We start from the raw sequence: 18,720 nt of genomic DNA, 5'->3' as shown, positions 1-18,720 counted from the left end.
GAATCAGCTCCGGCATCGTGGCAAAACAGATATATCGGTTCGCCCAGGCCAATGACCATGTTATTCAACGCGACACTGCTACGCTTGGCGCTTGACGTTCTGCCCTATGAGCCGCCATGCACTATAGGAACCCGCCAGCGCCAGCGCGGCCGACAACAGCATGACCCAGCGGAATCCATGGACGAAAGCATTGCCGACACCGGCCTTTACCGCCATGTATTCTTCCCGGGTCGCTATGGCCGGTACGTCGATGCCTGCGAGCCTGTCCCATTGCGCAAGGACCGCGCTACTCACCGCGGGCGAGACCTGATGTTCCAGTCCCGCGAGCGCATGTCGAAACGCCAGGCTCATCACGATGCCGAAAAGCGCAATCGCCAGCAGTGCGGCAAGCCTTGATACGGCATTGTTGATGCCTGACGCGGCGCCGGCCTGGCTGCCGTCCAAGGCATTCATCACAGTCGTCGTGAGCGGCGCCACGCTGATCGCCATGCCCAGGCCAAGCACCATGACTGGCGGGAAGAACATCAGCCAATAGCTGCCGCCGGTCGTCGGCAGTGCGAACAGGCTGAAGCCCAGCGCAGCAATGATGGGACCGATCATCAATGGCTTCTTTGCACCATACCGGTCCACCAGCGCGCCTGCCCAGCGCGACAGCAGGAACATGGTGAGAATCATCGGCAGCAAGGCGGCGCCCGCCTGCACCGCGGTATAACCCTGTACCTGTATCAGATTGAGCGGCAGAAAATACAAGCTTCCGCCAAGAGCGGCATAGAGAAACAAGGTGAGCAGGTTGGCACCGGTAAAGTCATGCGAACGGAACAGCGCGAGGGAAAGCAAGGGCGCCGGATGCCGGCGCTCCTGCATCACAAATGCCGCCGAAGCGATCGCTGACAGCAGCAGGGAGCCTGCCACGCGCAAGTCGAGCCAGCCTGCCGTAGAGGACAGGATCAGAGCGAATACCAGGAAGCCGAGACTCGCGCTGGCCAGTACGGCACCCAGCCAGTCCAAGGGTCCCTGTTCCCGGCTCCGGCTTTCGGGCACGTAACGCAGGGTGAGCAGCAGTACCGCCAGCGCCAGCGGGATATTGACCAGAAAGGCGACGCGCCAAGACCAGTGCTCTATCAGAAAGCCGCCCATTACCGGCCCCAGCGCGGCGGTGATCGCGGTATAGGCGGACCAGGTGCCGATTGCCTTGCCGCGCACATCCGTTGGAAACGAGGCACTGATCAGCGCCAGGCTGCCCGGCACCAGCAGTGCTCCACCCACGCCCTGGGCCGCCCTCGCGAAAATCAGCTGATGGATGCCGGCGGCCATGCTGCACCAGACGGATGCCGCGGCAAACAGCATGACGCCGGTCAGGAATACGCGGCGCCGGCCGTACCGGTCGCCGGCGCTGCCTCCTGCCAGCAGCAGCGCTGCCAGAAACAGCGCATAGGACTCGATGACCCACTGGACCTGTCCCGCATTCGCGCCGAATTCATGCATCAGCGCCGGCAGAGCCACGTTGACAACCGTGCCGTCAATGAAAGCCATGCTGGAAGCCAGTATCGTCGCGGCCAATACCATCGGCCGGGCTTGCACGGCACACGGTGCATCGGCTGCGGAAGCAGTGTAACGGGCCATCTTGTCATCCCCATGCTGTCTGCCGTTAGCGTTACAGGTATCGCAGCCCGGCTGTTGCAAAAAGGGTGCGCCATGGTGTTGCGCGAAGATGAGGCGCGGCCGGATTGCGTGCGGCAACCTGCACCGGTTCGAGGCTTTGGCGGCGTGCCATGGCCTGCATCCTGCGTCCTGGTTCAGCCAGGTCGGGAGATTTTAGCGCAAGGTTGTGCCGCGCGGACGGAACGGGGGAACTCCGGCCGCCTCCCCTATTTGCGACACTGCGAACGAATATACTCGGCAAGCGTACTCAGCACGCCGCCCATGTCGCGCTGAACGAAACCGAAGCTGCTATTGGGCTCTCTCGTTTTTTCATCCATGTAGACCGGGCGGCGGATTTCGATCTGAAGGCTGTGGCGTTTCAGGGAAGGAACGCCGATGCGCGCAATGAGTTCAACTCCCTTGTAGGGGTCATTGATCGCCACCGTGTAACCGAGCGAACGCAGTTCTGCGGCAACCACATCCACGAACTCCGGCGCGCATGTGGTGCCATCCCGATCTCCCAGCACAAAATCCGCCAGTGGATGCGGGCTCATAATACCGAGCCGTTCATAGGCATTGTTCGGCATGGAATGCAGGTTCAGGTGCCAAACGGCCCTGAAGCGGTCATACGCGGATTTAATTGCTTTCGATAATGCCGCATGGTAAGGACGATAGTAACGATCGATTCGTGCTCTTACTTCCTCGACCGAGAGCTTGCGGTCATAGATCGGCGTATCGCGGTCCATGTTGCGCCAGATGAGCCCGAAACCGAGCCGGGTCTTCGGTCCCGGCTGCAGCGGCTCCGGCCATGGCGAATCCAGCAGGCTTTCGTCGAGATCGTTCAGCGTACGGTTGGCATCGATATAGACCCGCGGGAATGTTGCCGCCAGCAATGTTGCCCCTACCTGAGGAGCTGCGCGCCAAAGTTGGTCCACATGCGTGTCCTCGCCCATGCGCAATCGCTCTCTCGGAACAGCGGCCCGGAAATCCTCGGGATAGGTAACGCCGCTGTGGGGCGAATCGCAGACGAGCGGAATCGCCTCTCCTTCCGGCGGATAAAGATTGAATGGTGTGATCAGGTCTGTCATCGAATCAGTCCAGGCTGATATTGGCTTTCTTCGCGACTTCTTCGTAGCGCGCAATTGCCGCCTTGATTTGCGACTGGAATTGCTCCGGTGTGTTCTGTACCGGCGTGCCGCCCATTTCCTTGAGCTTGCGCTGGAACTCCGGCGCCTCCATGCCCTTATGGATCGCCTGATTCAACCGGGTCACAATCGCGGCCGGCGTCCCGGCCGGCACCACGATGCCGAACCAGCCGGCTTCTTTCATATTGAGACCCAGCTCCGCATAGGTCGGCACATCAGGCAGCTCGGGTGAGCGCTTGGCGCTCAGTACGGCCAGCGGGCGCAGCTTGCCCTGCTTGATGAAAGGCAGGCTCGATGACAGATTGTCGGTGAGCGCGTCGACCTGGCCGGTGATGGCATCGGTAACAGCCTGGCCCGCACCCTTGTATGGCACATGCGTCAGCTGGAATTTACCCTGCATCATCATGTTTTCGATGTTGACGTGCCCAAGCGAACCGATGCCGGGCGAAGCAAACGTGTATTTGTTCGGGTTGGCACGCGCCATTTCCATGAACTCCTTCATGGTTTTCGCGGGCACCTTGGGATTAACCGAAAACACGCTGGGTACTGCGGCAACATTCGTGACAGGGGTGAAGTCCTTGATCGGATCGTAAGGCAGCGCCTTGTAGACAGCCGGATTGGAGCCGTGCGTGCTGACGGAGGCCATGCCGATGGTGTAGCCGTCGGGCTTGGAACGCTTGACGGCTGCCATGCCAAGGCTGCCGCCCGCTCCGCCCTTGTTCTCGACAATGATGGTCTGCCCCAGCTGCGCGCCGGCGTGCTGGGCGATGAGACGTGCAATGAGATCCGTGGAACCGCCGGCGACGAAGGGGACGATCAGCGTGATCGGACGATTGGGATAGCTCTCATCCGCGTACACCGAAGCGCCAGGAAGGGCGCAAAGGACCAGGGTTGCAAGCAGAGTACGGCGCAGCGCGCGTGGACGATTCATGGAGTTTCCTTTGAATTGAACCGGAATAGTCGGAGGAATGCTGCCCGGCGCAAAAGCGTCGCGGGAGACTCATGCCAATCCCAAGTCATGACGTGACAGATGAGATTGCCGGTTTTTTCGGCTGGCGAGGCGCGGGAGTAATCCATGGCGAGGCGATGGATGACGAGCGCAATGCGGCCAGACGGGAAAAGACGCGATCTCATGCCACGAAATGACTTGGGATTGGCATCGGCAGGCATGAAAGCATGCAATTGCCGACAGTGTCGCTTTTCCTGTTCTTAAAGGAAAGAAACAAAACTGTACAATAGCATAACCATAGGTAATGAAAGGTCAGGCTTTTGTCGTGAAGATCCGGTCGCCCTCCATGGCAGAATTGCATGCATTCGTAACGGTGGCGCGCGTCGGCAGTTTCACCGGTGCCGCAAAGGAATTATGCGTTACGCAGGCTGCCATCAGCCGGGCAATACACCGGCTCGAATTGCATTTTGGTCAACTCCTGCTTCGGAGATCGGCGCATCAGCTCACCTTGACGCCCGCCGGAAGTCATTATCTCGAACAGGTTCGTACAGCCGTTACCAGCATTGAAGAGGCTAGTGCCATTCTTATGTCCTCCGGAAGCAAGAGCCAGATGACACTTTCCGTGCTGCCGACGCTGGCGAGCGTCTGGCTGCTGTCGCGCCTTCCTGAATTCACGCAGCGTCATCCGGAAGTCTCCATCAACTTCGCGCCTTATCGTCGCGACGAAGATTTTTCCGGTGCAAGTCCCGATGCGGCCATCCTGAGCGGCGCCGCGAGCGACTGGCCGGCGACCTGGGATTGCGACTATGTCATCGGAAAGGAGGTGGTGCCGGTTGTCAGCGCGGCCCGATTCAACGCGCGGCGCAATGCGGGCGCATGGACCGCTCCGGCCGACCTGATGAGCGAACCCCTGCTCTACCATACATCGTCGCCGGACCGCTGGCGCTTATGGTTTCGGGAAGCCGGCGTGCAGAATGCAAGACCCAAGCTTGCGTCCGGGTTCGACCAGGTATCGATCCTGGTGCAGGCGGTCAAGGCGGACATGGGCATCGCCGTGCTTCAACGCTGCCTGATTCAGGATGAGCTCGCATCAGGACAGTTGATGGCGCCGTTCGATCTGCCTATCAGCATGCCCAAGGGCTACTATCTGTGCGTGCCGGCACAGCGTCGCGGCCATCATGCGATTGAAGCTTTTCGTCAATGGTTGCTTGAGAGCGCGAGTAACGACCGCATGCAGCCGCTGTGATTCTGCACATTGATGACCCTGAAGTGGTCAGCCAGGGAAAAGTGTTTGTTTCAATGCTCAACCTTTGAAAGCAGACGCAATACCTCGCCGTGCTTTACCGGCTTGACCAGATGATGGTCAAAGCCAGCCTCCCTTGCGTGCGCTATGTCCTGCGGCTGTCCGTAACCGGTAACTGCGACAAGCACCGAGCGCGACGTCTCAGGGAGGGCACGAAGCCGCCTCGCCAGCTCGTAGCCGTCCATGTCCGGCAAACCGATATCCAGGAACAGGACTGCCAGCATCGTGCCTTGAGCCACCGCCAAGGCGTCATGGCCGTTGTAAGCGATGAAGGCCTCATGGCCTGCTGCTTCCAGCAATAACCGCAACATCTCTGCGGCGTCCTTGTTGTCATCGACTATCATGACTCGCTTCCTGGCAATGCTCGGCATTGCACTCTTCTCTCGGTTCTGTTCCGGATATGATTCCGCACTCATCACGCGCGGCAATCGCACGGTGAACAGGCTCCCTTTTCCAGCGCCTGCGCTGGAAGCGGACACATGCCCGTCCTGCAGTTCGAGCAATGTCTTTACTAGCGCCAGCCCGAGACCCAAGCCGCCCTGCGAGCGATCCGGCGATCTTTCTGCCTGGGTGAACAGATCGAAGACATAGGGCAACAAGTTCGGTGCAATGCCTATTCCGTCGTCCTCCACCTCAACTTCAACATGCGCTGCATCGGCCCTGACGCGCAACGTGAGGTTTCCGTTCGGCGGCGTGTACTTCGTTGCATTGTTCAGCAGGTTGGAAAAGACCTGAATCAGGCGGGTTCGATCACCTCTGACAAAAAACTGCTCATGGGGAACCTGTACCGTGAAATGATGGTGCTTTGTTTCCATAAGCGAGCGCACCTGTTCGACAGCGTCTGCCAGCAGGCTGCCGATGCTTAATATCTCTTTCTGGAGCGTTACGAGTCCACGGGTGACACGGGAAACGTCCAGCAAGTCGTCTACCAGTTCTGTCATGTGTTCCACTTGCCGGGCAATGACGTCACTGGTTTTTCGCACCCGGTTTTCGTCGAGAGCAGCCAGTTTGAGCAGTTCGGCTGCGGTGGCAATCGGAACCAGCGGATTGCGCAGCTCGTGCGCCAGCATCGCGAGAAACTCGTCTTTGCGTTGATTCGCTTCCTTCAGCTCTTTCTCGCTTTCCCGTAGCGCGTCATGCGCCTTGACCGTTTCGGTGACATCGCTGCCTTCAACAAAAATACCGGTCGTATTCCCGCGATGATCGAAAGTCGGCTGATAAACGAAGTTGACAAAGCGTTCCTCAAGAGGGCCATTTGCATGACGCTGCAATTTCACCGATATCTCGTGGCCGATGTAAGGCTCTCCAGTCCTGTAAACGCTATCCAGCAATTCAAAAAAGCCTTGGCCCGCTATTTCAGGGAGCGCTTCGCGTATCGGCTTGCCGAGGATGTCGCGATGTCCGACGAGCTGAAGATAGGCATCGTTGGCAATCTCAAAGATATGAGCCGGCTCGCGCAAAACGGCAATGATGCCGGGAGCTTGCTGAAAAAGAAGACGCAGCCGTTCGTATTCTTCTGCGCGGTGCCGTTCGGCCAGCACTTGCTCCGTGGTCTCCGTGACCGCACAGAACATGCCGGCCACCTGCCCGCTCTCATCGCGCAGCGGGGAGTACGAAAAGGTGAACCAGGTCTGTTCATCGTATCCCTTGCGGTTCATGGTCAGGGGCAGATTCTCGTGGTAACTCGCATTACCTTGCATGGCCTGATCAATGATGGGATGAATATCGTTCCAGATTTCAGCCCAGATGTCATGAAACCGGCTGCCCAGCGCTGCCGGATGTTTGGCTCCCAGGATTTCTGCGTAGGAATCGTTGTACAGGAAACCCAGTTCCGGCCCCCAGGCGACGAACATCGGGAACTTGGAGTGCAGCAGCAGGCCGACCACGGAGCGCAATGATTGCGGCCATGAATCCGGATGCCCTAGAGGCGACTGCGACCAGTCGTGCGTGCGCATCAAGGCGCCCGTCTCTCCGCCGTCGGAAAGAAATGTTAGCGCCGGAACTAAGGACGAACCCATGCTGTTTCTGCCCTTTGACAGGCACCAAAAGTTGACGGGCAAACAGTATATCGGGACTAGCGCAGCAAGTTGCGGACCCTCGTTTTTAGGGACTGGCAATACTGTCTCGGATCCTGACGTTGCAAGTTGAAACGGTTGCTCGTTCAGAGGCGCCCGCAAGCCGGGGTTGACGTTTCCTGAACTAGACAAACAAGCAAGCTTTACATTTTTTGTAACTTCGTAGCCGGTGCCTTGATCCAGATGCTTCACTCAACATGCAACTTCTCTCCCCATGGCGATGCACTAATCTCCTCAGTACATGCGTTTACTGATAGGTCCTATAGCCGCGGCACTGTTTATGCATACAAAGGCCGGTTAGCCAAAGGAGAGCCTATGAAAGCAGTCGTGTACAAAGGCGCGCGCGACGTCGCCGTCAACAATGTTCCGGATGCCAGGCTGGAGAAGCCGACCGACGTTCTCGTGAAGATCACGACGACCAATATCTGCGGCTCGGATCTGCATATGTACGAAGGAAGAACCAGTGTCGAAGCAGGCAAGATTCTCGGCCACGAAAACATGGGCATCGTCATCGAAGTCGGGAATGCGGTCGAACGGATCAAGGTAGGTGATCGCGTATGTCTTCCATTCAACATTTCGTGCGGTTTCTGCGAAAACTGTGAGCGTGGCTGGACGGGCTTTTGTTTGATTGCCAATCCCGGCAGTGCTGGTGCCGCCTATGGTTATGCCGAGATGGGTCCTTACAGCGGCGGGCAGGCCGAACTGCTGCGGGTGCCTTACGCAGACTTCAACTGCCTTGTTCTACCGCCGGGGGCCGAGGAGAAAGAGAACGACTATGTCATGCTGTCGGACATTTTCCCAACCGGCTATCACGCTACCGAACTCGCAGGCGTGCAGCCAGGCGACTCGGTTGTCATCTATGGCGCCGGTCCGGTCGGGCTCATGGCGGCGCATTCGGCAGCCATCAAGGGTGCAAGCATGGTCATGGTGGTAGACATGCACAAGGATCGTCTTGCCTTGGCGGAGAAGTTCGGCGCGATTCCCATCGATAACTCGGACGGCTCCTGCGTCGACCAGATCATGAAGCTGACCGGTGGCCAGGGAGCGGATTGCGGCTGCGAGTGCGTCGGCTATCAGTGCTGCGACCATACCCTCCATGAAGTTCCCAACCTGACAATGAACAATCTCGTTCAGACCGTCAAACCCACTGGCGGCATCGGCGTCGTCGGCGTATTCATGCCGGAAGATCCGGGTGCGAAGGATGAACTGGCGAGGAAGGGGCAGCTCGTTTTCGACTTCGGGCAGTTCTTTACCAAGGGGCAGCGCATTGGTACCGGACAAGCCAATGTAAAGAACTACAACCGCCGGCTCGCAAAGCTCATTGCCGCCGGCAAGGCGACCCCTTCCCTGATCGTTTCCCATGAGCTGCCGCTCGAGCGTGCAGCAGAGGGCTATCAGCATTTCGATGAACGCAAGGACGGCTGGACCAAGGTCGTGCTCAAGCCGGGAACCTGACGGACACGGCAAGTCAAGACGCTGTCATCGCCGCCGTGGCAATGACAGCGCTTGCTACCAACGGGATACCATGTCGAGGAGAACAGTGATGATCATGCCGCGCAAGGGACAATTCGGAGACATGCTGTCCCGTGAGGAATTTCGCCAGCGCTTCACTAGCTCGTTCGGACATCCCGATTTTGAATCGGTGCAGCATGCGCTTGCACAGGTCGAAGAAGTCGCCTGGGATACCTACATCAACGAAAAAAAGCTCGCGCGCACGCAAAAGGCAGGACCGGAATTCGCCGATCCCGACTACGATCTTTCGGTCGAATGGAAAGATACGCGGGACAAGCTGCTGGCTGCCGAAGCCAGGCAAAAGGATCCGGCGACCCGCTCCCGCATCCTCCTGATCTGCGGTGCCGACCGCAATGACGGTACCTGCCCCGGGGAGATGTCGAAGACCTTCCGCTTGACGCAGATTGCCCGCGAGGTGCTGGTGGCAAACGACATCGATGCCGATGTGCTGGACTTGAGCCGGCTTGTCTCCGACTACGACTGGCACATCCATCCCTGCAAGGGCTGCGTCTCGACCGCCATGCCGCTCTGCCATTGGCCTTGCAGCTGCTATCCCAATCACGGATTGCGTCAGACGAACGACTGGATGGGCGAAATCTACGAAAAGTGGGTCGCTGCCCATGCCATCATCATCCTCACGCCAGTGTACTGGTACCAGTCGCCAAGCGCATTGAAGCTCATGATAGACCGGCTGGTTTGTGCAGATGGCGGCAATCCCGATCCGACCACTACCTCCGGAAAGAACGCCTCGAAGGCAAAGGAACTCGAATTGGCCGGCTGGTCGTATCCAAAGCACCTGGCCGGCCGCGCCTATGGATTGGTGGTGCATGGCGATGTTGCCGGAATCGAGGGCAGCCGCAGGGCCCTGTCCGACTGGCTGGACTGGATGGGCTTGATCGATGCCGGCGTTCAGTCCCGGCTGGACCGCTACATTGGCTATTACGAGACTTATGCGCTAAGCCATGAAACGCTTGATCGTGACAACGCGGTACAGGAAGAGGTTCGCAATGTGGCGCGTGCAGTGACGGAAGCCGTCAGGGAGTTGCGCTCGAACCGGCTGTCAATGCCGGACGCGGGCCTGAACAGGCCTCGTCCGAAGTGAGCGAGAAGCTGGAAGAGGCGCTGAAGAAGGCAAGCGTTTCGGTCGAAAGCCGCGCTCTTGAATGATCGGCCCATGAGCTCTTCAACGCCACTGTCGTTGTTCAGAAAGCAAATGGCACGCAGACCTGTGCAGGCGAGCACTTGAATGCATCGAGAACCCGTGATTTGTATTTACTTTGTTAAAGGAGTCAAACATGACAGACAAGGCTTTGGGCGACATGCAGAAGCAGATCGATGAAACAGTGCGATTGCAGCGCAAGATACAGGATGAAACGGATCGGCGAGATGCTGCGCAACAGGGCGGTAGCCAAAACGACGGCGCTGTCCAGGCGGGCGCGCGGCCGCAGCCTGCGCCGCCCTACCCGGAACAGCATCTGCAAAAGCCTGGCTTGGAATCGGAACTGAACCCCAGGCCACAATTCATGGCACCCGACTACAAGGGCAGCGGCAAGCTGCAAAACAAGGTTGCCATCGTCACCGGCGGGGATTCCGGCATCGGTCGTGCCGTGGCCGTGCTGTATGCGCGCGAAGGCGCCGACGTGGCGATCGTCTACTTGAATGAACATGACGATGCCAGGGAGACGAAGCGCTGTGTCGAGGCTGAAGGCAGACGCTGCCTGCTGATCGCAGGCGACGTCAGGGATTCATCATTCTGCAATAGGGCGGTACAGCAAACGGTGGATGCCTTCGGCCAGTTGGATATCCTGGTCAATAACGCAGCCTTCCAGGAGCATGCATCGGCGCTGGAAGACATCACCGACGAGCATTTCGACATGACGATCAGAACCAACCTGTATGGGTATTTTCATATGGCCAGGGCTGCCCTGCCACATATGAAAGCGGGTTCGGCGATCGTCAATTCCGGATCCGAGACCGGACTATACGGCAACGAGATGCTGCTGGATTATGCAGCGACCAAGGGGGCGATCCATGCGTTCACCAAGTCGCTTGCTACCAATCTTGCTTCAAAGGGCATCCGGGTCAATGCGGTGGCGCCTGGTCCGGTTTGGACACCGCTCAACCCGGCCGACCAGCCAGCGGAAAAAGTCAAGACGTTCGGCCAGGCCACTGACATGAAGCGCCCTGCACAGCCTGAAGAAGTGTCTCCTGCCTACGTATTTCTTGCTTCACCCGTCTGCTCCAGCTACATCACCGGGATTGTATTGCCGGTGATGGGCGGCGTGACGGGCAGCGCGTGATCTGCTCCCCTTGAAAGCACCACAGCGAAATGGTCCGCCAATAGCAATACCAAGCTGTCTTGATCGCTATCGACCGCGAAAGCGTGGCAAGGCCATGCCAAGGGCCGGAAGCGGCAATCAGCTTGACGAGCGTACCGTTGGCACTGTGCGCGGCCAATACGATGAGCCCGGCATACCGGGCTCATGGTTTGAAAAGGCATGTGACTAGAGCGGATTGCAGGTCAATGTCGGGATCGCGCAACCCCGGAAACCGGCCGAATGCTAGGCACGGCGACGCGTCGTAGCGGGGCTACGGCAAGGAGTCGTAACGACGCAGGCGGCCGGTTCCCGGGGTTGCGCGAAGGGGTCGAACCAGAAGGGCGCATTGCGGCGTTGCGGTGCTTGCCCAGAGGCCCACCCTGTGCGGCGCACCGTGCCTTGCACTGCATCCCTTCTGGCCGGGGCGGCGATCCGCTCGAACGCGACCCTACATTGACCTGCAATCCGCTCTAGCCACTTTGCCGTCCTTCCTGCGATTACAGGTGAGTGGGATCATTCCACCACGCCCAGCTTGCCGCTATGGCTGCCCATGTACCACAGCTTTCCTTGTGCATCGACCACCATTTTGCGTATGCCTTCGTTTTTGGTCGGTAACGGGAACACCTGGAATTTTTCGCTGCCGGGATCGAACAGCGTGACCGTGTCGGTTGCGATCTCGTTGGCCCAGACCTTGCCTTCACCATCCACGGTCACTGCATACGGGTTACCGTGCGCACCGGCTGGCATGTCGTAGCTTTTGATCACGTTCGCCTTGGCCGGATTGATATGGGTAAGCTTGCCGTCGCCATAGCGCACTACCCACAAGGTGTTGTCGGGCGCGGCCGCGATGCGGCGCGGCAGCGACCCTGCGCCGAGGTCAAGTTCGGTTACCCTGCCCGACTTTGCGTCGATACGTCCTACCCGCTGACCGCTGGCTTGGCAGAACCAGACATTGCCATCCCGGTCCAGCGCCAGTCCATATGGGCCATCGCGGCTGTCATATTCCTGCATTTTTCCGCTGCTACGGTTATAGCGGGTCACCTTGTCGGCCGACTGATTGGTAAACCAAAGCGTGTCACGGCCGTCAAAAACGATGGTGTGTGGGCTGCCGCCGGAAGGTGTCCTGTGCGCCACCATGCGCTGCGGCTGTCCATCGGCGAAAGGGATTTCCAGGAGTGTGCCATTTCCGTTGCCGGTCATCCATACCGTGCCCTTTTCATCAACGACCAATCCATGGGGACGGGTTCCGGCGGGCAGTTCCCATTCATCGAACTGCCGGCCAACCGGATCGAAGCGCGCCAGCCTATTTCCATGCATGACGGCTATGTAAATTCGTCCGTCGGGCGCAGGCGCGGGATCACGTGCAAATTTTGGCGTCGGCACGTTCCATTCGCTGACTTTGCCAGTTGGCTTGGATACTCCCGGTACCACCGTGTAATTGGAACCGCCTGCAACGGCGAGTGCAGGCAGCGCGGCACAGAGGAAAAGTGGCTTCAACATGGTGATACGTCCTCCATGCATGAGGGAATGAAATGCCGTCGACAATCCACCATTGCGTCCGATCGAATCCGATGTGATGCAGCATCGCCGAATGGGATTGGATCAAGATTAACGCCGCCCCAGACCATCGACCGGTATTCCCCAGATGCCGACCCCTTTCGATCGCGCTATTCTTTCCAGTGCGACGTATTGGATAGGCGCGTCAGGTAGTGCGATCGCCCAGCCGGATTGAAGCATCCACTCACTCAATGCCGTATCTCCCGAACTGCAATTCGCAGTAATACTGCCATCAGCATTGGTCGCCACGGGTGCACAACGAACGAAATCGCCGGAAATCTTGAAATTCAACGCTAGCGCAGCTCTCGTGTTGCAGGATATGGGTCTGACGAAGGTGTAGCATATTTGCTCCGTTGGCGGAATGAAGATTCCATAGAGATGGACCGTGTAGCCAGAAATTCTTAATGTCCCATCTTGCTGCACGAATGCGAAACTGGAAAGGGATGGTTGTGCTCTGGCATCGGCCCAATGCAAACTCATGACTCCTGCAATTGCGATTGCAAGCATAATGCGGACCGGATTTCCATTCATCATTTCGCCTCTTCCATTGGAAGGCGCGCCACGTCATGGTTTCATAGTAGGCCAATATCAAGGCAAAGCGAAATGCCTGCGTCACTGAAGGTCGGTAGGTTCGAAGGAGACGAAGTTCCGTCTTGTGGCGACCATGTCGACGCCGGAGCCATTACAACGCCTGCAACACAGCACAACCTTGATTGCGCATTGCACGTACATTAGCGCCGTCCTTTGGGAACGCCGCGCTGTCGTGATCCGTCGTTTCACTCGACCGTTCTGGATGACATACGACAGCAAAGTTGCCGTGCATGTCCAGCATGACGTTGTTACCGATTTCCGCCGAGTCGCCGGAGCTTGCGCCAAACGAGCCGAGTTTTCATTTCAGCCGGGTGATCTTTGTCCCTTCCAGGGTCAGGTTGGCCATCAAGCCTGCATTCGTCAGCACGAATGCGACAACAGGTCCTTGAACGGTATTGATATCGATTGCACCATTGGCACCTGCACGCAACACAGCCACAGAGGCATCGGCACCCACCGACCATCCCTGGCTCGCCCTGAATTTATCAAGAGCTTCCTGCGTCATGAACAAGAAATAGATCGCTTTTGATTGGGCACCGATTTGCAGTCCGACCGAGACCGATCCGAGGCTGTAATAGTCGGTGGTTGCGTTATTGATGCGAAGCGCCCCTTGACCATATTCGCCGCCGACCCCCAAGCCGGCCGCTATGACGGATGGAAAGACCAGTACGCCTTTAGCCTTCGAGACCAATTCCCGACTACCGGGCGTATTGTTGTAGAGTCGCGTCAGGCTGGCACTGACATTGGTGTCGATCTCCCGTCTCTGCTGGGCAACGTTGTTTGTTGTTTCACTGGTTGTCGTAACAGTTGAAGTCGTTCCGCATCCTGTCATTGTCGCGGCGCTAAACGTGGCAGCCAATAGGAATAAAAGAAGTCGCTGACTTTTCATTTTTCTACCTCCGTGACCGTTTAGCAATGGGCGGCGTTTCAATGTCTTCGTGGTGACAAGCCAATTTTGCTTATCGAAGCACCAGTTCATGCAGCAATGTTATCCGCCTAGCTCTGACTATAATGAAAGTACATATATAGAGCCATACCGCATGAAAAACCATGCTGCATCAGTACCATCTTCTTACTTATGGTGGTGTGCGCAATGATCCAACACAAGTTTGGTTAAGGTGAATCGGCTACCACAACTGCACCATGGACGCTTGAGACCGTAATGCCGGATTGTTTGGCATCCTGATTCGAATTCCGTCAAGCATGATCCAGTTCGTTGCCGATTGTGCTGCCGTAGAGCCGCGAATTCATCTGAACAGGACAGCATCTTGAACGCATGCCATCGGCACTTCCCGCCAACACGGCGAATTCATGTTCTTGCCTTTGCCCGCGGGTGCCAAGATACCGTTTGCGACCGGCATGACACAGGCTCTGCTTTGCACCGCTGGTTGGCATTGGCATGAACCTCTTTGACAGAAGGCCTGGACACTATGCCGCAGTACCCGTCCCGGAACGCAATGCTGCGCACGGCAGCAGCCTTCCTCGTCCTCATGGCCGCCTTCCTCTGCCGAGCGGCACCAGCGCCGCTGACCCTGTTGACTGTCGATGGTCCGATAGGGCCGGCCAGTGCGGATTACATCGTGCGCGGCATACAGCGCGCTGCTACTGATGGCAGCCAATTGATCATCCTGCAAATGGATACGCCGGGCGGGCTCGATACCTCCATGCGCGCTGTCATCAAGGCCATCCTCGGCTCGCCAGTGCCGGTCGCGGGGTTTGTAGCACCGAGCGGCGCCCGCGCGGCCAGTGCCGGCACTTACATCCTGTATGCCAGCCATATTGCGGCGATGGCGCCAGGTACCAATCTTGGCGCCGCCACGCCGGTTCAACTAGGTGCGCCAGGCATGGGGCCGGATCACACGAACCAGCGTCCCCGCTCGAAGGACGATATATCCGGCAAGGAGCTGGAACGAGGCGGCGAAGCAAGCTCACCCGCCGCCACCAGCGAGCCGATGACACGCAAGCAAGTCAACGATGCCGCTGCCTACATCCGCGGACTCGCGCAGTTGCGTGGCCGCAATGCCGACTGGGCGGAAAGCGCTGTGCGCGAAGCGGTCAGCCTTTCAGCGGAGGAAGCGATAAAACTGCATGTCGCCGATGTGATGGCAAGCGATGTACGCACGCTTGCCGATGCAATTGATGAACGAAAAGTTACGGTTCTCGGTCACGACAGGCTGCTGCAGACCCGGAACGCGGCCATCATGGAGGTCCAGCCCGACTGGCGTACGCGGCTGCTTGCGGTCATCACCAACCCGAGTGTCGCCCTGCTCCTGATGACGATCGGCATTTACGGATTGTTTTTCGAATTCATGAGCCCCGGAATCGGGGTGCCGGGCGTGGTTGGCGCCATCTGCCTGCTGCTGGCAATGTATGCGCTTCAGCTGCTGCCGGTCAACTATGCCGGTGTCGCCCTTATCCTGCTGGGATTCGCGTTCATCGTAGCAGAGGTGTTTCTTTCGAGCTTCGGCGTACTCGGACTGGGAGGCATTGCCGCCTTCATCGCCGGCGCAGTGATCCTGATCGACACCGAATTGCCAGGCTTCGGCATTCCTATTCCCTTGATTGTCGCCGCTGCGCTCGTCAGCGCGGCGCTGATGGCCTCCATTGCCGTCGTTGCAGTGAAAACCCGTCGACGGACGGTGGTCGCAGGCAGCGAGCCGATCGGATGATCCATCGTAGAGGTGGTCAGCGCCGTCCCTGGCGACAGCTGGGTCAGGATGCAGGGCGAACTTTGGCGTGCGACAAGTTCCGTTCCTTTGCACCCCACGCAAAAAGTGCGCGTAGTGCGGCGGCAGGGGTTGGTGCTGGAAGTCGTTCCGGAAGGGAATCACACACAAGGAGAATGAGCATGTATTTCGATCTTGGGCTAGGGTTCGGTGGTCTGCTGCTTGTCGCAACCATTTTCCTTCTCGCATCGGCCATCCGCGTGCTGCGCGAGTATGAGCGGGGAGTTGTATTCCAGCTCGGACGCTTCTGGGGCGTGAAAGGGCCGGGTCTGATCATCATCATTCCGGTTCTGCAGCAGATGGTACGGGTGGACCTGCGAACGGTTGTCCTCGACGTCCCGACACAGGACGTTATTTCTCGCGACAACGTTTCGGTCAAGGTAAACGCGGTTCTCTATTTTCGAGTGGTTGATCCCGAGAAGGCGATCATCCAGGTCGCCAATTTCTTGGAAGCCACCAGCCAATTGGCGCAGACGACCTTGCGCGCCGTGCTAGGCAAGCATGAACTGGACGACATGCTGGCCGAGCGGGAGCGCTTGAACCTGGATATTCAGCAGGTACTCGACGCGCAAACAGACGCCTGGGGCATCAAGGTGGCAAACGTCGAGATCAAGCATGTCGATCTGGATGAATCGATGGTACGCGCGATTGCGCGTCAGGCCGAGGCGGAGCGCGAGCGGCGCGCCAAGGTGATCCATGCAGAGGGCGAGTTGCAGGCTTCCGAAAAATTGATGCAGGCCGCGCATGTACTGGCACAGCAATCGGGTGCCATGCAGTTGCGCTACATGCAGACCCTCGCCACTATCGCAGGCGACAAAACGTCGACAATCGTTTTTCCGTTGCCAATCGATCTGCTCAGCAACGTCGCTGAATTAAAGCGGCATAATCACTGATGACGAACCCTGCGCAGCGATCCTGCTTCACCATCGATAGGTTCTTCAACCTGGCCGCCGGCAGGGCAGATACTTGAGCCGCCTGTGTGCACGTCGTTTCCAGTCCAAGGCTTATTCTGACCAACATCTCAAGCCTTTCACGTAACGATCATAATAGCCTGCTTGCAGCCAAAGAACCGCTCATCACATACTCTCGGAAACGACGCGGTTATTACTGCCAAGCGCATGTTTGGGTACTGGTAGCCATGCGAAAATCTGATTTTCCTGGCTGCTGCAAAATCAGTTCCATCTCGACGCAATGCCTCCGATGCTATATTTGCCAGCACCTTGGATCGCAACAACGAGCGCGAGAATAAAGTACGCTTCTTCCAGTTCAAGCGTTCGGTCGCCGGGATTTGGAACCGTAAAAAGTAGCGACCTGTGTGCCAGCAGGACAGCAATTACCATATTAACCGCGATAACCAACGCCGCCGGGCGTGTCAGGATGCCGAACAGGACGAGTAAAGGAGCAACAACCTCTCCGACATAGACGAGATAACCCAATTCCTGCGGTACGCCCACCCCTTCAAGAAGCCAGGTAACGTAATCAATCCCTCCAGCAATCTTCGAGATACCATGGAAAAGTATGAAGACCGCAAGTACGGCACGAAGGAATAGATTTGCAAAGTCAGGTTGGGAAAAGAAATCGATATCGCGTTCTTCCATGGCTGGAACCTCGGCTTGAAGACCGCCTTCGGGAAGCAGGCATTAACAAATTAGCATATTTAAAAACGGCTATTTGAGTTGAAAGACGTTCCTTAAGCCAGCTCAATAATAAAGGTATGCAAACCAAAGCGAGATTGCAGTCACGCCAATACCACTGCGTTACACAGTCGATTCCGGGAAATGCGCTATGGATGACGTGTGATCTGATTGGGGCAATCCCCCGTCAACGGCTGAATTGTCACTATGCGCAATCCTTTGGCATTTACGCAAATTTCCAATTTCCACCATCAGTCCGGATGCATTGGGTACCCGTGCCGTTGGTCCACGTTCGCGAACCATTCCCCGAGGGCGAATTCAATGAGCCCATTCTGGTGAAAGGGGATGGAGTAAATGGTTTCCAGCCAGTACAACAAAGTACCGGTAGTTAAGATAGGCAACCGATTTTGATCATCCTCATGGCCTTGTCGCTGGAGACCTGTGATTCACGTGATCGGCCCTGCCCTTCTCTAGTGCCAAAATATCGCTCCCACCGAGCAGGCGATGAACGTGATCGAGATCGTTGAGGATGCCAGAATGCAAAGCCATGCATGGAGACGCATGGTTGCTTTGGAAACCTCATGTAACTGCTGTTGCGTGCTTGCCTGTTCCTGCAAGGTGTCCATAGTCTACTCCACCGTGAAGGCTATAACCTGATTACTGAATTGACGATCTGCTTTGGGGTAAGAAGCGCAGGCATCATCGACCAACGATCATAGGCCTCCCTCCCCAACCGGAGCATGCCGGTATGCTGTGACAGGTTCGAGTCAAGGACCGCATCACGATCAAAAAAACCGAGCTTGCGCCGGATGGCCTCCATGTCGCCTCGCCTGCCGGTCAGGAAAGTCCAGCCAGGCTTGATGCCATATTTCTCCCTATACGCATGCAAGACCTCGGGCGTATCGAACTCAGGCTGCAAAGTCAAAGAATACATGAATATATCGCGGCCGATCCTGTCTCCCAGCATTTCCTGCACTTTCACCAGATTGGCAGTGGCGGGCGGGCAGATATTGGCGCAGACCCCGTACATCATGTTAATGATCACGCGCTTGTCGCCATGCATGACGTCGTCGTAGAACCTGACTGTCTTTCCCTCATGCGTTTTCAGAACCGCATTCGGAAAGTAGTCCGCTCTCGGACCTTTGAGCTTGGCCGCTGCGTGGACCGAAGTCACCGGCAGGACGGCGCCTGCGATCGCGGTTTTTAGTAATGTTCGTTTCAAGTTCATGACAGCCTCGGATGCGATGATCAATGCTTGGGTTTGGCGCA

General features: G+C 57.5%; 17 protein-coding genes and 1 pseudogene. 8 read left to right on the top strand and 10 right to left on the bottom strand.

From position 1 onward, the window contains the following. Positions 1-78: 78 nt before the first annotated feature. The 3 genes from IGW03_RS20990 to IGW03_RS20980 all read right to left on the bottom strand — a co-directional run bounded on the left by IGW03_RS20990 (position 79) and on the right by IGW03_RS20980 (position 3,717). The gene (locus tag IGW03_RS20990; protein WP_194724478.1) at positions 79-1,623 is read right to left on the bottom strand and encodes a DHA2 family efflux MFS transporter permease subunit; all 1,545 of its coding nucleotides are present in this window, start codon (positions 1,621-1,623) and stop codon (positions 79-81) included. A 245-nt stretch (positions 1,624-1,868) separates the two neighbouring features. After that, a complete protein-coding gene (locus tag IGW03_RS20985; RefSeq protein ID WP_194724477.1) occupies positions 1,869-2,729 on the bottom strand; it encodes an N-formylglutamate amidohydrolase in 861 nt (286 codons plus the stop codon). 4 nt (positions 2,730-2,733) lie between these two features. Further along, positions 2,734-3,717 carry a Bug family tripartite tricarboxylate transporter substrate binding protein gene (locus tag IGW03_RS20980; RefSeq protein WP_194724476.1) on the bottom strand — a complete coding sequence of 328 codons (984 nt, stop codon included), beginning with the start codon at positions 3,715-3,717 and terminating at the stop codon, positions 2,734-2,736. A 322-nt stretch (positions 3,718-4,039) separates the two neighbouring features. On the opposite strand from IGW03_RS20980, the pseudogene IGW03_RS38935 reads away from it, so the two are divergent. Both IGW03_RS38935 and IGW03_RS20975 read left to right on the top strand, forming a co-directional pair. After that, positions 4,040-4,246: pseudogene (locus IGW03_RS38935) on the top strand (helix-turn-helix domain-containing protein); the annotation flags it as partial. Positions 4,247-4,345: 99 nt separating this feature from the next. Beyond that, positions 4,346-4,981 (top strand): LysR substrate-binding domain-containing protein, encoded by a 636-nt coding sequence (locus IGW03_RS20975; RefSeq protein WP_323745007.1) that lies wholly within the window; start codon positions 4,346-4,348, stop codon positions 4,979-4,981. A 50-nt stretch (positions 4,982-5,031) separates the two neighbouring features. Here IGW03_RS20975 and IGW03_RS20970 read toward each other — a convergent pair whose 3' ends face one another. Continuing rightward, the gene (locus IGW03_RS20970) at positions 5,032-7,056 is read right to left on the bottom strand and encodes a PAS domain-containing hybrid sensor histidine kinase/response regulator (RefSeq protein WP_194724475.1); all 2,025 of its coding nucleotides are present in this window, start codon (positions 7,054-7,056) and stop codon (positions 5,032-5,034) included. Positions 7,057-7,428: 372 nt separating this feature from the next. Between IGW03_RS20970 and IGW03_RS20965 the strand changes: the two genes are divergently transcribed. From IGW03_RS20965 to IGW03_RS20955, 3 genes are all read left to right on the top strand, one after another. Then, complete coding sequence (locus IGW03_RS20965) at positions 7,429-8,568, top strand: glutathione-independent formaldehyde dehydrogenase (RefSeq protein WP_194724474.1); 1,140 nt, start codon at positions 7,429-7,431, stop codon at positions 8,566-8,568. 88 nt (positions 8,569-8,656) lie between these two features. Continuing rightward, a complete protein-coding gene (locus IGW03_RS20960; protein ID WP_194724473.1) occupies positions 8,657-9,727 on the top strand; it encodes a flavodoxin family protein in 1,071 nt (356 codons plus the stop codon). Between the two features lie 193 nt (positions 9,728-9,920). Then, a complete protein-coding gene (locus IGW03_RS20955) occupies positions 9,921-10,925 on the top strand; it encodes an SDR family oxidoreductase (RefSeq protein WP_228535872.1) in 1,005 nt (334 codons plus the stop codon). 531 nt (positions 10,926-11,456) lie between these two features. Here IGW03_RS20955 and IGW03_RS20950 read toward each other — a convergent pair. From IGW03_RS20950 to IGW03_RS20940, 3 genes are all read right to left on the bottom strand, one after another. Further along, positions 11,457-12,443, bottom strand: coding sequence for a Vgb family protein (locus IGW03_RS20950; RefSeq protein ID WP_194724472.1), 987 nt, complete (start codon positions 12,441-12,443; stop codon positions 11,457-11,459). 108 nt (positions 12,444-12,551) lie between these two features. Further along, entirely contained in the window at positions 12,552-13,034 is a 483-nt protein-coding gene (locus IGW03_RS20945; protein ID WP_194724471.1) for a thermonuclease family protein, read from the bottom strand. Positions 13,035-13,389: 355 nt separating this feature from the next. Next, positions 13,390-13,980: a BPSL1445 family SYLF domain-containing lipoprotein gene (locus IGW03_RS20940; RefSeq protein WP_194724470.1), complete on the bottom strand. Its 591-nt coding sequence runs from the start codon at positions 13,978-13,980 to the stop codon at positions 13,390-13,392. Positions 13,981-14,548: 568 nt separating this feature from the next. Between IGW03_RS20940 and IGW03_RS20935 the strand changes: the two genes are divergently transcribed. From IGW03_RS20935 to IGW03_RS20930, 3 genes are read left to right on the top strand one after another with little or no spacing between them, the layout of a single operon-like run. Further along, complete coding sequence (locus tag IGW03_RS20935) at positions 14,549-15,760, top strand: NfeD family protein (protein WP_228535870.1); 1,212 nt, start codon at positions 14,549-14,551, stop codon at positions 15,758-15,760. A gap of 48 nt (positions 15,761-15,808) precedes the next feature. Further along, positions 15,809-15,937, top strand: a complete 129-nt coding sequence (locus IGW03_RS38220) for an NfeD family protein (protein ID WP_228535868.1) — start codon at positions 15,809-15,811, stop codon at positions 15,935-15,937. Positions 15,938-15,939: 2 nt separating this feature from the next. Next, positions 15,940-16,710: a slipin family protein gene (locus IGW03_RS20930; RefSeq protein ID WP_194724469.1), complete on the top strand. Its 771-nt coding sequence runs from the start codon at positions 15,940-15,942 to the stop codon at positions 16,708-16,710. A gap of 279 nt (positions 16,711-16,989) precedes the next feature. On the opposite strand, the gene IGW03_RS20925 is transcribed toward IGW03_RS20930, so the two are convergent. From IGW03_RS20925 to IGW03_RS20915, 3 genes are all read right to left on the bottom strand, one after another. Further along, entirely contained in the window at positions 16,990-17,415 is a 426-nt protein-coding gene (locus IGW03_RS20925; protein ID WP_194724468.1) for a DoxX family protein, read from the bottom strand. A gap of 506 nt (positions 17,416-17,921) precedes the next feature. After that, on the bottom strand, positions 17,922-18,077 hold the full coding sequence (locus IGW03_RS20920; protein ID WP_194724467.1) for a hypothetical protein: 156 nt from the start codon (positions 18,075-18,077) through the stop codon (positions 17,922-17,924). 20 nt (positions 18,078-18,097) lie between these two features. Further along, complete coding sequence (locus tag IGW03_RS20915; RefSeq protein ID WP_194724466.1) at positions 18,098-18,679, bottom strand: SCO family protein; 582 nt, start codon at positions 18,677-18,679, stop codon at positions 18,098-18,100. Positions 18,680-18,720: the final 41 nt, after the last annotated feature.

The organism is Noviherbaspirillum malthae (assembly GCF_015352985.1).
GTDB lineage: Bacteria > Pseudomonadota > Gammaproteobacteria > Burkholderiales > Burkholderiaceae_D > Noviherbaspirillum > Noviherbaspirillum malthae.
This window is presented reverse-complemented; position numbering and strand designations above follow the sequence as displayed.

Excerpts from the sequence above, each read along its gene's own strand:
- IGW03_RS20925 (WP_194724468.1), bottom strand. The coding sequence starts at position 17,415 with ATGGAAGAACGCGATATCGATTTCTTTTCCCAACCTGACTTTGCAAAT.
- IGW03_RS20935 (WP_228535870.1), top strand. The coding sequence starts at position 14,549 with ATGCTGCGCACGGCAGCAGCCTTCCTCGTCCTCATGGCCGCCTTCCTC.
- IGW03_RS20960 (WP_194724473.1), top strand. The coding sequence starts at position 8,657 with ATGATCATGCCGCGCAAGGGACAATTCGGAGACATGCTGTCCCGTGAG.
- IGW03_RS20920 (WP_194724467.1), bottom strand. The coding sequence starts at position 18,077 with ATGGACACCTTGCAGGAACAGGCAAGCACGCAACAGCAGTTACATGAG.
- IGW03_RS20985 (WP_194724477.1), bottom strand. The coding sequence starts at position 2,729 with ATGACAGACCTGATCACACCATTCAATCTTTATCCGCCGGAAGGAGAG.
- IGW03_RS20980 (WP_194724476.1), bottom strand. The coding sequence starts at position 3,717 with ATGAATCGTCCACGCGCGCTGCGCCGTACTCTGCTTGCAACCCTGGTC.
- IGW03_RS38220 (WP_228535868.1), top strand. The coding sequence starts at position 15,809 with ATGCAGGGCGAACTTTGGCGTGCGACAAGTTCCGTTCCTTTGCACCCC.
- IGW03_RS20940 (WP_194724470.1), bottom strand. The coding sequence starts at position 13,980 with ATGAAAAGTCAGCGACTTCTTTTATTCCTATTGGCTGCCACGTTTAGC.
- IGW03_RS20955 (WP_228535872.1), top strand. The coding sequence starts at position 9,921 with ATGACAGACAAGGCTTTGGGCGACATGCAGAAGCAGATCGATGAAACA.
- IGW03_RS20970 (WP_194724475.1), bottom strand. The coding sequence starts at position 7,056 with ATGGGTTCGTCCTTAGTTCCGGCGCTAACATTTCTTTCCGACGGCGGA.
- IGW03_RS20990 (WP_194724478.1), bottom strand. The coding sequence starts at position 1,623 with ATGGCCCGTTACACTGCTTCCGCAGCCGATGCACCGTGTGCCGTGCAA.
- IGW03_RS20950 (WP_194724472.1), bottom strand. The coding sequence starts at position 12,443 with ATGTTGAAGCCACTTTTCCTCTGTGCCGCGCTGCCTGCACTCGCCGTT.
- IGW03_RS20915 (WP_194724466.1), bottom strand. The coding sequence starts at position 18,679 with ATGAACTTGAAACGAACATTACTAAAAACCGCGATCGCAGGCGCCGTC.
- IGW03_RS20945 (WP_194724471.1), bottom strand. The coding sequence starts at position 13,034 with ATGATGAATGGAAATCCGGTCCGCATTATGCTTGCAATCGCAATTGCA.
- IGW03_RS20975 (WP_323745007.1), top strand. The coding sequence starts at position 4,346 with ATGACACTTTCCGTGCTGCCGACGCTGGCGAGCGTCTGGCTGCTGTCG.
- IGW03_RS20930 (WP_194724469.1), top strand. The coding sequence starts at position 15,940 with ATGTATTTCGATCTTGGGCTAGGGTTCGGTGGTCTGCTGCTTGTCGCA.
- IGW03_RS20965 (WP_194724474.1), top strand. The coding sequence starts at position 7,429 with ATGAAAGCAGTCGTGTACAAAGGCGCGCGCGACGTCGCCGTCAACAAT.